This window comes from Halorussus marinus, assembly GCF_004521895.1.
GTDB classification, from domain to species: domain Archaea; phylum Halobacteriota; class Halobacteria; order Halobacteriales; family Haladaptataceae; genus Halorussus; species Halorussus marinus.
Map to the genome: position 1 here is coordinate 82,091 of NZ_SBIR01000010.1, position 11,581 is coordinate 93,671.

Annotated in this window: 11 protein-coding genes; 3 read left to right on the forward strand and 8 right to left on the reverse strand. The window is 68.2% G+C overall.

The window, feature by feature from the left end; genetic code table 11:
• Positions 1-65 precede the first annotated feature (65 nt).
• Positions 66-2,060 carry a TRAP transporter permease gene (locus EPL04_RS13705; RefSeq protein ID WP_134671758.1) on the forward strand — a complete coding sequence of 665 codons (1,995 nt, stop codon included), beginning with the start codon at positions 66-68 and terminating at the stop codon, positions 2,058-2,060.
• Positions 2,057-2,278 (forward strand): hypothetical protein, encoded by a 222-nt coding sequence (locus EPL04_RS13710; RefSeq protein WP_134671759.1) that lies wholly within the window; start codon positions 2,057-2,059, stop codon positions 2,276-2,278. The genes EPL04_RS13705 and EPL04_RS13710 overlap by 4 nt, the downstream gene beginning before the upstream one ends.
• Positions 2,279-2,380: 102 nt before the next feature.
• Here the strand turns inward: EPL04_RS13710 and EPL04_RS13715 are convergent, their stop codons facing one another.
• Both EPL04_RS13715 and EPL04_RS13720 read right to left on the reverse strand, forming a co-directional pair.
• The gene (locus EPL04_RS13715) at positions 2,381-2,611 is read right to left on the reverse strand and encodes a hypothetical protein (RefSeq protein ID WP_134671760.1); all 231 of its coding nucleotides are present in this window, start codon (positions 2,609-2,611) and stop codon (positions 2,381-2,383) included.
• A complete protein-coding gene (locus tag EPL04_RS13720) occupies positions 2,608-2,874 on the reverse strand; it encodes a hypothetical protein (RefSeq protein WP_134671761.1) in 267 nt (88 codons plus the stop codon). Before EPL04_RS13720 ends, EPL04_RS13715 begins: the two co-directional genes overlap by 4 nt.
• Before the next feature lie 62 nt (positions 2,875-2,936).
• Between EPL04_RS13720 and EPL04_RS13725 the strand changes: the two genes are divergently transcribed.
• Positions 2,937-3,569: a cyclase family protein gene (locus EPL04_RS13725; protein WP_134671762.1), complete on the forward strand. Its 633-nt coding sequence runs from the start codon at positions 2,937-2,939 to the stop codon at positions 3,567-3,569.
• Between the two features lie 31 nt (positions 3,570-3,600).
• On the opposite strand, the gene EPL04_RS13730 is transcribed toward EPL04_RS13725, so the two are convergent.
• The 6 genes from EPL04_RS13730 to EPL04_RS18835 form a co-directional block, all read right to left on the reverse strand.
• Positions 3,601-4,614, reverse strand: coding sequence for an agmatinase family protein (locus tag EPL04_RS13730; protein WP_134671763.1), 1,014 nt, complete (start codon positions 4,612-4,614; stop codon positions 3,601-3,603).
• 357 nt (positions 4,615-4,971) lie between these two features.
• The gene (locus EPL04_RS13735) at positions 4,972-5,682 is read right to left on the reverse strand and encodes a UDP binding domain-containing protein (protein WP_134671764.1); all 711 of its coding nucleotides are present in this window, start codon (positions 5,680-5,682) and stop codon (positions 4,972-4,974) included.
• 144 nt (positions 5,683-5,826) lie between these two features.
• On the reverse strand, positions 5,827-7,704 hold the full coding sequence (locus EPL04_RS13740; RefSeq protein WP_134671765.1) for a CocE/NonD family hydrolase: 1,878 nt from the start codon (positions 7,702-7,704) through the stop codon (positions 5,827-5,829).
• Between the two features lie 204 nt (positions 7,705-7,908).
• On the reverse strand, positions 7,909-9,573 hold the full coding sequence (locus tag EPL04_RS13745; protein ID WP_134671766.1) for an amidohydrolase: 1,665 nt from the start codon (positions 9,571-9,573) through the stop codon (positions 7,909-7,911).
• A 109-nt stretch (positions 9,574-9,682) separates the two neighbouring features.
• The gene (locus EPL04_RS13750) at positions 9,683-11,185 is read right to left on the reverse strand and encodes a sodium:solute symporter family protein (RefSeq protein WP_134671767.1); all 1,503 of its coding nucleotides are present in this window, start codon (positions 11,183-11,185) and stop codon (positions 9,683-9,685) included.
• On the reverse strand, positions 11,178-11,354 hold the full coding sequence (locus EPL04_RS18835) for a hypothetical protein (RefSeq protein ID WP_167599479.1): 177 nt from the start codon (positions 11,352-11,354) through the stop codon (positions 11,178-11,180). Before EPL04_RS18835 ends, EPL04_RS13750 begins: the two co-directional genes overlap by 8 nt.
• Positions 11,355-11,581: the final 227 nt, after the last annotated feature.

The following is an 11,581-nucleotide window of genomic DNA, read 5'->3' on the forward strand; positions in this document are numbered from 1 at the left end:
ACGGTCCCGTCTCACGGGACACTTCCTTTCGAATACCGGCAGACACACCCAGATTACGAATACACATGAGCACAGAAACCCAACAGCGGAGTTCGCTCGCGGCCACGCTCAGCAAGGGACTCAACGCGACGGTCACGCTGAGCGCCGTCGTGTTCTGGCTGATCGTCCTCTACTGGTCGGCCACTCAGGAGATGTCGCGGGTCAAGTACGGCGTGATCTTCGTCGGCGCAATCATGACGGTGTACGCCATCGATCAGGCGCGACAGGCGTTCGACGCGGGCGACTGGATCGACGCCGCGGTGCTGATACCCTCTTCGGTTGTCCTCATCACGGCGTCGGTGTACTTCGCGCTGAACTTCCAGACTGTCTACGTCATGCAGCAGGGGTACGCGCTCGACCACGAGTACATGCTCGCGCGGCTCATCATCCTCTCGTTGCTGTATCTCACCTGGCGGGAGTTCGGAAACCTGTTTCTCGGACTCGTCGGGGGCATGATCGTCTACGGGATGTACGGCAACCACATCGAGGGCATCCTCGGCCACGGCGGCATGACCGAGCTGACGCTCCTCCAGACGCTTGTCACGGACCTCTACGGCTTCTACGGGAGCCTGACCCAGCTCACCGCCGCGTGGATCGCCCCGTTCTTGCTGTACGCCGGCCTGCTGTTCGCCTACGGCGCGTTCGACCTCATCCTCCGGGTCGCCATCCAGTCGGCGAAGTACATCGAGTCCGGCGTGGCCCAGACCGCGGTGCTGGCGTCGGCGGTCATCGGCTCGATCAACGGCTCGTACACCGCCAACGCCGCGATGACCGGTTCGTTCACCATCCCGACGATGAAAGACAGCGGAATGGCCAACCACCGCGCGGCCGCCATCGAGGCGGTCGCCTCGACGTCCGGGCAGGTCCTCCCGCCGGTCATGGGCGCCTCCGCGTTCGTGATGGCGGCGACCCTCCAGACGGAGTATCTCAACATCGTCACCGCCGGGCTCGTCCCGGCGGCGATCCTGGTCGCCTGCATCAGCATCGCGGTCCACTACATCGCGATCAGCGACACGAGCAGCCAGGAGATGGAGTTCGCGGAGTTCTTCGACGACGCGCTGACGAACACCCAGAAGGCGTTCGAGGCGGTCCGGTTCGGGATCCCGTTCGGGGTGCTCATCTTCCTCCTCGGGGTCGTCCAGTACACCGTGATGACCTCCGCGATGTGGACCATCATCGCGATGGTCGCCTGCGGGGTCATCATGCCGGTCGTCCAGCGGCTCGTCGACGGCTCCGACACCTCGCCGGTCGACGAGTTGGTCACCCAGCTCCGAAACACTGTCTTTGGCTTCCGGCGGGGCGCGATCATCCTCGCGCCCATCGCGATCATCCTGGTGGCGGTCAACGGCGTGATCGACATCCTGAGCGTGACCGGCGTCCCGAACAAGATCGCGCTGATGATGATCGACCTCTCGGGCGGGGTGTTGCTGTTCGCGGTGTTGCTCGCGATGGCGGTCTCGATCCTGATGGGCGTCGGGATGCCCACCGTCGCCGCTTACGTCATCGTCTCGATCCTGATCGCTCCCACGCTCGTGAACAACTTCGCCGTTCCCCGGATCACCGCCCACTATACCGTGTTCTACGCCGCGATCCTCGCGGGGATCACGCCGCCGGTCGCGACCGCGGCGGTGGTGACCGCCGGCATCGCGGAGGCGAACTTCTGGCGGGTCTGTGGGGCGGCGATCAAGATCGCGGCGCCGCTTTTCGTCCTCCCGGTCGCGTTCGTCTACAACCCCGAGATCGTCTCGATGTCGCTCGGGGTGCCGACCCTCGTCGCTGGCGGGCTCGTCCTCATGGGCGCGATCATGATGATCTACGGGCTGAACTACCCGTTCGGGCTGTCGCTCGGACGGCTCATCGCCGCCAGAAGCGTCCTGACAGCGCTCGGCGTGTTCGTGATGGTGTATCCGGGTCAGCTGGTGAAACTCGCGGGCTCGCTCGCGTTCCTCGGCGTCTTCGTCGGCGAGAAGTACGTCGGGCGCGACATCGAAATGGCGTCCGCCACGGAGGGGAGCCGATGAGCGCCACCGACGAAGCCCCCGAGGACAGCGTCGACACCGAAAACGTCGGCGGCCTCGGGGAAATCGTTCCCGAGCCGCTGGAGCCGGCGTGGCGGTACGTCGAGCGCTTCCAGGCGTTCCGCGACACCCACGGCGAGACGTACACGAAAGCGCTCGAAGCCATCGTCGCGGTGGTGCTGACCGCCGGCTACCTCTACTGGGCGACGCTGTATCTCTGAGCGACGGTCGTTCCCCTTTTTGAGCGGGGTGTTCCCCACGACGGACCGGCGATTTCACTGCGGGACCGAGAGACTCGAAAAACGAGTAGAGCGCAGTCCGACTCAGGCGCCGATGATGATGTCGAGCACGAGGAGGCCGAAGAACCCGGCCCAGATGGCGAGCGACCCGAGCGTGGTCGAGCGGTCCTCGAGGGCCACGCCGGTCGCGTCGGCGGTCGCCTCGTCGCCGTCGAACCCCTGGGTCACGAACCAGTAGACGACGAGCACCCCGAACGCCGCCTCGGCGATCCAGAACAGCCCGATCATGCCGGTGAACATCTCTCTTCCGATCATTCGCCGTCACTTCCGCTGGCCGACGGGCCTCCGTCGGCCGCGACGCCCGACCCCTCCTGTGCGATCGCCTCGAAGCGGAAGTCGTCGGGCGCGACGGCGCTGATGGCCGCGGCCAGCCCGGTCGAGACGACGTGGCCGACGGCCATGATCTCCCAGAGCTTGAAGTTCGGAGCGGTGACGATCGCGTCGTAGCTCGCCGTCAGGCGTGGTGTGAGCGGTGGTAAAACATTGCCACATCTGTACGGACGGTTCGACAGGATCATGATAAATATTGCGCTAGTCTCTCTCAAGCAGGCTTTTTACCCCGGTGTCCTCAACTGCCGGCGTGCACGCAGATCTGAGCCACCGAATCGAGACCGGGATGCAGACGTATCCGGGCGATCCGGACGTCGAGGTCCGCGATCACTCGACGCACGCCGCCGACGGTTGCAGGGTGGCGAGCGTCGAGTTGGGGAGTCACTCGGGAACGCACGTCGACGCCCCCGCCCACACCGAGCCCGGCGGACGGACCCTCGATGCGTACCCGATCGAGCGGTTCTGCGGGGAGGCGGTTCGGGTCGACTGCCGGGACCTCGGCGACCGCGATCCGATCCCGGCCGAGCGCGTCCCGGACGCGGACGCCGATTGGGTCGTCTTCTGGACCGGGTGGGACGACCACTGGGGGACCCGCCGGTACCTCGATCACCCGTACCTGACGCCCGCGGCGGCCCGACGGTGTGCCGAACGGGGGTTCGACGTCGCCACGGACACCCTCAACCCCGACCCCACGCCGACCGACGCGGCCGCCCCCGACGAACCGGACGGGTTCGTCGCTCACCACCGTCTGCTGGGCGAAGATCGGCTCGTCGTCGAGAACCTCGCGAACCTCGGTGCGGTCGACGATCGGTTCGAACTCCGGGCCTACCCCCTCGCGCTCGGCGGCGACGGGTCGCCGATCCGGGCGGTCGGCGTCGTCTGACCGTCCGACTCCCGAACCGCGGTGGCGCCGGCTACTCGGCGAACTGGCGCTCTAAGAGCGTGACGAGCAGGTACGCGGCGAGTCGGCTCGTCCCCTCCGTCGCGTCGTACCGGGGCGCGACCTCCATCAGGTCGGCCGCGCCCACGGCGTCGTGGCCGCCCAGTACCTCCATCGTGGCGAGCGCCTGATCCGGGGTCAGTCCGGCTGGAACCGGCGTGCCGGTGCCGGGCGCGACGCTCGGATCGACGGCGTCGATGTCGAAGGTGACGTAGACCGCGTCGGTGTCCGCGGCGGCGGCCTCGACGGCCGCCGCGACGACCTCCCGGATCCCCCGTTCGCGGACGTCGTGGGCGGTGAACAGATCAAGCCCCGTCTCGTCGGCGAACTCGAAGAAGTCCGGCGACTCGTACCCGCGGATCCCGACCTGACTGACGTGTTCGAACCCGGTGTGGGGCGACTCGGCGATGAGGTTCGTGCTCGACCCGTGGAAGTGCTCGCCGAACAGCGCGCTCTCCTCGACGGTGTCGGTGTGGGCGTCGATCTGCACGAGCCCGACGGTGTCGTGGTCGCTCCCCTCCGCGAAGCCGCGGAACGCGGGGAACGTACAGTAGTGGTCGCCGCCGAGCAACACCGGGAACGCCTGTTCGGCGACGGTGGCGACGTGGGCCGTGATGCTCTCGGCCGTCTTCGCCCGGTCCATCGGGAAGACGGGAACGTCGCCGCAGTCGGCGATCGAGAGCTCGCCGAAGTCGACCTGCCGGCCGGTCTGCATGTTCGTCAGCCCGCCCTTGTACCCCGAGAGGTACGCCCACCACGCGCTGGCCCGCCGGATCGCTTCGGGGCCGTATCTGGTTCCCGGGCGGTTGCTCACCGCGCCGTCGTAGGGCGCGCCGACGACGCCGACGTCGGCGCCGTCGAGCTCGCCGACGTCTCGCTGATCGGACTTCAGAAACGTGTTGATCCCCGCGTACGCCAGTTCGACTTCGGATCCGGGATGCTGTTCGCGGAACGCCTCGGCCGCCGTCGGTCGCTCGGAGTCTGTCATTGTGTGTTCACCTCGTGTCTGCGATTCGCGTCCCGCCCGCCGGAGCCGTCGGTTCTCGATGGTTCCGGACAGCCTGACTGATCGGCCCGTTCGAGGCGAAGCGGATCGTCGGTCGTCGCGCGTGGCTTCGACAGTCGCCTGCTCGGCCGTCGGCGGGCGTTCGCCACCGTGTATGGGCTGTCGGAGCGATTTCAAAAAGCTACCGACGGCTCAATTACGGACGCTTCGTTCGAGGACCGAACGGCCTCTCGGGGTGAGAGCTGGGAAGTGTCGGACCGCGAAAGAGATGGGAACTTCTCTCGTCGACCGTCCACGCGACGATCGGCGTCTCTGGCGGTGCGCCGCCCCGTGGCGTCGCTACCAGGTCAGACCCTCGTAAGTGATTCCCTCGCGGCGCTCGACGATCCGGCGGCCGTCGACGACCACGGGGTCGGCCATCGCGTCGAACGCCCCGTCGAGGGCGGCGAACTCGTCCCAGTCGGTGACCACCAGCGCCCCCCCGGCGCCGTCGAGGGCCTCGCCGGCCGAGTCGGCGTACTCGATCCCGGGGAACCGCTCGCGCATATTCTCGGTCGCGACGGGGTCGTAGGCGACCACGTCGGCGCCGCGCTCCTGGAGTCCTTCGACGACGGGTATCGCCCGCGAGTTGCGCACGTCGTCGGTGCCGGGCTTGAACGCGAGGCCGAGCACCGCGATCCGCTCGCCGGCCGGGTCGACGTGCTCTTCGAGCAGTTCGAGCATGCGCTCGGGCTGCTTGTCGTTGACCTCGACGGCCGCCTCCAGCAACGTCGGCTCGTAGTCGGCGTCTCTGGCGGGCGTCGGGAGCGCGAGAAACGTCACGTCGGTGTCCCGGACCGCGCCGTAGTCGGTCGTCGCCCGAAGTCGGTCGCCGCCGTGGTCGGCGATCAGTTCGTCGAGACCGGGCTCGTGGATCGGCGCCGCTCCGTCGTTGATCGCGTCGACGACCGTCTCGTCGATGTCGACGTTCGTCACGTCGTGTCCCAGATCGGCGAAGCACGCCGCGACGGTGGTGCCGACGTACCCACTGCCGACGATGCTGATCTTCATGAGCGGAGGGATGGTCGCCTCGGTCCTTGAGCGTTCGGATGCGCCGGCGCTCTCGGGGCGGACTCTGCGCCGAACTCTCTGCGCTCGACCCGTCGAACGCGGCGGCGGATTTCGACCACCGTTCCGAGAGACGCCGCGATCCGGTTACGCGGGCCGGACCGGTAACTCGACGTGGGTCGGGTGGTCGGCCTCGTGGTAGACAGTGTTTCTCGCGACCTCGTACTCGCGGTCGCCCGCGAGGGCGCCGCCGGTGTTGTGGTTGACGTCGAACCGGGGGTAGTTCGACGAGGAGACGTCGAGCCGGATCCGGTGGCCGGCCTCGAACACGTTCGCGGTCGGGTAGAGTTCGAGGTCGAACGCGTAGATCTCGCCCGGATCGACGAAGTCGGGCTCGCGGCGGTACCCCCGATACCGCGCCCGGCAGATCGAGTCGGTGAGGTTGAGCGCGAACCCCGAGGGAAAGTCCGCGCTCGCGGGGTACTCGTCGATCAGCTTCGCGGTGAAGTCGGTGTCTCGGGCGTCGGTCGAGGCGTAGATGCGCACCCGGACCGGGCCCGCGATCTCGACCGGTTCCGAGAGGCGCGGGGTCCGGAACGCCACCACGTCGGCGCGCTCGTCCAGCGGGCCGTACGGCGGGTCGGCCCCGAGCGTCTCCGGGCGCGTCCGCTGGTCGTAGCCGCCCCGGCCGGTCAGGCTGATCGTCGGGCGATCGGCCAGCGGGAGGTCTTCGACCGGCTCGTCGCGCTGTTCGAAGGTGTAGTACGACGAGCAGTTGCCGCCGAGGGTCGGCACCGGGTCGCGGGGGTCGAACTCGTAGGTCGTCGACGAGTCGGCGGCGTCCGGTCGCTCGGTGTCGAGCGTGCCGTCGCCGCGGGCGTAGTACGCGGTCCAGTCGGTGTCGGGAAGCGGCCAGTCGCTTCCGCTCTGCCACTCGCCGCCGTGGCGGAGTCGCCCCTCGGCGGTCGCGGCGCCGTCGCCGGACCCCATCCGGAAGTACTGGACTCGCGGCTCGTCCCACGCGTCGGCGCCCTTGAGGTAGTGATCGAAAAACCGGAGTTTGGTCTCGAGGTAGTCGCGGGTCATCGCCTCGCCGAACGCCGCCTCCCCCGAGTAGGGCTTTGTCCACGTCGACTGGCCGCCGTGGGTCCACGCGCCCATGAGCAGGAACTGGTCGCTTTCCGTGCGGTCTGCCAGCGCCCCGAAGTTGTCACAGGTCGCCTTCGCGTAGGAGTCGTACCACGAGCCGGCGTACACCGTCGGAACGTCGGCCATCTCGTCGTAGTGGGCCTCGAAGTTGATGCTCGGGTCCGACCAGAACTCGTCGTCGCCGGGCGTCCCCATGAAGTCGAAGACGTACGCCTCGTAGTTCGGGAGGTGTCTGAGCGGCGACTGGCCCCGGGTCACCGGCTCGTTTTCGAGGAGGTCGCCGGTGTCGACGTTCGCGAGTCGGCGTTCGAGGTCCCGGTCGTCGAGCGCGCGCTTGGCGAACCCGCCGCCGATGGTCAGCGACCACGTCAGCCACCGGAGTTCGAACGCGCCGTGGTGGCGCAGGGTCGCCTTCCAGGCGTTGGCGGCGCCCTGATTCACGAACATCGCGGCTAGCCCCGACGGCCGCTGGGTCGCCAGCGCGTTCTGGACCCACGCCATGTAGGAGGTGCCCATCGTCCCGACCTGCCCGTCGCAGTACGGCCGGTCGGCGAGCCACTCGACGGTGTCGGCGCCGTCCTCGGCCTCGTTTTTCAGCAGGTAGAACTCCCCGTCGCTGGCGTACCGCCCGCGGACGTCTTGGATCGCGACGACGTAGCCCCGCTCGGCGTACCAGTTGCCCTGCTGTTCGACGCGCTGGCGCTCGCGCTTGTCGTACGGCGTCCGCACCAGCAGTGCGGGCTTTGGCTCGTCGATCGGCTCGCCCGTCTCCGGGTCGGCCGGCCGGTAGACGTCGGTCGCGAGGCTCGTCCCGTCGCGGGTCTCTACCGTCGCGTCGTGGTGGACCGCGACGCCGTGTTTGGGTGCTGATACCATACGACACCATGTCGAACTCGCGTCATAAAACCGCGGGTCGGACGCTTCGATTTCCGCTACATCGTTCTCCCGAAAACGGAGATCTGACGACCACATCCGGCGTCGAGATGGATTTCGCGGAAATTCTACGAACGGGAGTCGTCCGGGCGCGGATCGTCGATCGTGAGTCGTCGCTCTCGGATAGTCGATCCGCGCCGGTTCCGGTCAGTAGGTGTGGCCGCGCTCGGCGTCGTAGACGACCTCCCCGTCGACGATCGTGTACTCGACGTCGAGATCGGTGAGGTCGGCGGGCGAAATCGCGCGCGGATCGTCCGAGAGGACGGTCACGTCCGCGAGCTTGCCGGGTTCGAGGGACCCCTTCTCGTCCTCGTTGCCGCCGAGGTAGGCGGCGTCGGGGCCGTAGAGCCGCAGTGCGTCCTCGACCGACACGCGCTGGTCCGGGCCGACGACCTCGCCGGTCACCGTCTCGCGGGTGACCGCGGTCCGGAGCGCGACCCGGGGGTCGCCGGTCGCCACCGGCCAGTCGCCGTTTCCGGCGGTCGGGATGCCGTGGTCCTGAAGCGAGGCGACCGCGTACGTCCAGTCGATCCGCTCGTCGCCCCAGTACACCCAGTTGCGCGAGACGTCCGCCCCGAGGAAGCTGATCGACGAGGAGACACACACCCCGAGGTCCGCCATGCGTTCGAGGTGCTCCGGGCGGGTCAGCCCGGCGTGTTCGATCCGGAAGCGGTGGTCCTCGTCGGGGTCGAGCGCCGCCTCGTAGGCGTCGAGGATGTGGTCGATCGCGAGGTCGCCCTGCCCGTGTACGCAGACCCGGAGGCCGGCCTCGGCGGCGCGTTCGACGCGCTCGGCGAAGTACTCGGGGTCGACGTGGAGCACGCCGTCGTACTGCGGGGAGTCCTCGGCCACCGGTTCGCCCTCGTAGGGGTCGCGCATGGCGGCGGTCCGGCCGGTGAACGCCCCGTCCACGAAGTACTTGACTCCGACGACGAACAGCCGATCGCTCCCGAACCCGGTCCGGACGCCGGCGTCGGCCAGTCGCCCGAGCAGGTCGACGCCCTTCGCGCCGAGGTCCTCGCCCGCGTCGCCCTGTATCATCGTCCCCAGCCGAAGCGGGAGGTCGCCCTCGCGGTCGAGGTCCTGATAGATCCGGAGGTCCTCGGGGGTCGTCTTGGCGTCGTGGGCGGTGGTGACGCCCCATTCGAGGAGTCGGTCGATGGCCCGCTCGACGTTCGCTCGGCGGTCCTCGCGAGTCTCGTCGGGGATCGACTCGTGGAGCGGGAGTTCGGCCTCCTCGCTCACCAGCCCCGAGGGCCGGCCGTCGGCGTCGCGCTCGATGGTCGCGGGCGGCTCGGGGTCGGGCGTGTCGCGGTCGATGCCCGCTCGATCGAGCGCCGCGGAGTTGTAGATGCTCCCGGTGTGGCCCCCGACGCTGTTGACCTGGACGGGATTGTCCGGGGCGGCCTCGTCGAGGTCCCACCGGTCGATGTGGCGGCCCTCCGCCTCCCAGACCAGCCCGAGATTGTACCCCGAGCAGACGATCCACTCGCCGTCCGGCGTCTCGGCGGCGCGCTCGCGGATCCGGTCTTGGACGTCCGCGATCGACTCGTTTGGCGGCGACCGGCAGTCGACGTGGCCCATCCGGGCGCCGCCCATCGGGACGTGGAGGTGGGTGTCGATGAATCCCGGGAGGGCCGCCCGGCCGTCGAGGTCGACGACGGTCGTCTCCGGGCCGACGTCGTCGAGCACCTCGTCGGTCGAGCCGACGGTCGCGATGCGGCCCGCCCGCGCCGAGAGCGCCTCGGCGTCGGGTCGGTCGGAACTGAGCGTCAGTACGGTGCCGTCGATCAGCGCGATCTCGGCGTCCATACGCGCGACACGATCCGGGGCGTAAAAAAGCTTTTCAGGGCTTCTTCGGCGTTATTTCGAGTGTTTCGACTGTCGGTGGCGAGGCGGCGGGACGGCGGACCGCGCCGCGTCAGTCGTCGCTCGCGGTCGCCGCGGTGGGCGTTCCCTCGTCGCCGCGCCAGGCGGCGTGACCGACGGCCAGTCCGACCACGGCCATGCCGACGCCCATGAACGCCGCCGGGACGCCGAGCGGGGTCCCGAGCGCCTCCCAGCCGGGACCGAACACGGCCCCGAGGACGATCGACAGGAGCACGGCCTTCCCGGCGGTGTCGCGCCGGTACAGGGTGACGTACACCGGGATCAACAGCGCGCTCGTCAGCAGGATGGCCCGCCAGTTGTACAGTCCGATGATGGTTCCCGGCGGGTCGACGGCCGCGGCGGTCGCGGCGAGGCCGAACACGACCGTCGAGATACGCGAGACGTTCATCAGCCGCTCGTCGCTCGGCTCGCCGTCCGCGAAGTAGTCGTAGATGTCGCGGGCGGTCGTGACGCCACACGCGTGGAGCCGGGTGTCGGTCGTCGAGAGGATCCCGCTGAGGATCGCCACGATGATCACCGTCCCGATCGTGGTCGGCACGTACTCGGTGATGAGGACCGGGAACGCCCGGTCGACGTTCTCGACCGCCAGCCCGGCCCCGTTGAGCGCGACGGTCGTTCCGGCGCCCAGCGTGACCAGCATGACGTAGAACACCGACAGGATGGCGCCGCCGGCCGCGAGGTGGATCTTCGCGGTCCGGATGCTGTCGGTCGCGTTGATCCGGACGATCGTCGCCTGCGAGGTGAAGATCGTCCCGAAGAACGCCACGATCGAGGCGACCACGCCCAACACCGTGTAGGCGCCCTCGCCCAGCGGCGCGACGTTCGCGGGTTCGATCGCCGCGAACTGCTGGTTGATCGACGCGATGCCGCCGAGGTCGAGCGCCATGTACCCGAGCGCGACCGCGACCGTGGCCACCATCAGAGTCCCCTGCACGAGGTCGGTCCAGGCGACGCTGACCAGCCCGCCGAGCACCGTGTAGAGGATGAACACGCCGCCGATCACCCAGATCATGTACTCGTAGGGGACGCCGGTGATGACCGTCACCAGCAGGCCGGCGCCCACCAGTTGCATGATCAGGTACACCCACGCGTTCGCGAGCAGGACGGTCCCGGTGATCGGGCGCGCGATCTCGTAGCCGGTGAGCTCGGCGATGATGTCCGGGAACGTGACGTGGTTGAGCTCCCGGACCTTGTGGACCACGAAGTAGAGGCCGCTGACGCCGAGCATCAGCCCGAAGACGATCCCGGTCACGATGGAGTAGCCGCCGCCGTACACCGAGCCGATGTACCCGATGACGCTGACGGCGCTCACGAAGTTGGCGACGTACGACCACGTCGCGAGCCACGGTCCGAGCCGCTTGCCGTACACCCAGAAGTCCTCGACGTCGTTCGTCTTGAGGTACGCCCACGCGCCGATCGCGAGGACGAGGAGCAGGTACACGACGAATATCGCGAGGTACGCCGGATTGACGTCGCTGTCGACCCCGGCCTGGAGGACCACCGGCCCGAGGCCGAGCGCGCCGGGCTCAGACATCGTCGTGCCCTCCATCGGTCGCGGTCGGCGGTTCCTCGCGGATCGTCTCGTCGACCGGCTTTCCCATGAGTACGTGGACGATTACGAAGTGAGCCGCTCCGAGGCTCCCCGCGACGAGCGTCGCGACGAACACCAGGAACATCCCCGTCGGCATGCCAAGTACTGACATATGTCATAGAACCGTACATAGGCGAGACTGATAAATGTTGCTATAAAATTCTCCAAAACCACCGCCGAATGTATTCTCGGGTCGGTCTCACTTCGGGATGCGCCATCACTTACACTGGCGGTACACGGATAGTCGGTTGAACACCAATTGGGGGTCTCAAAACGCCGATGACCGCCTCCTCGCCTCTGCTCGTTCGCGCGGATCGCGGCGTCGATGCGGGTCGGAGA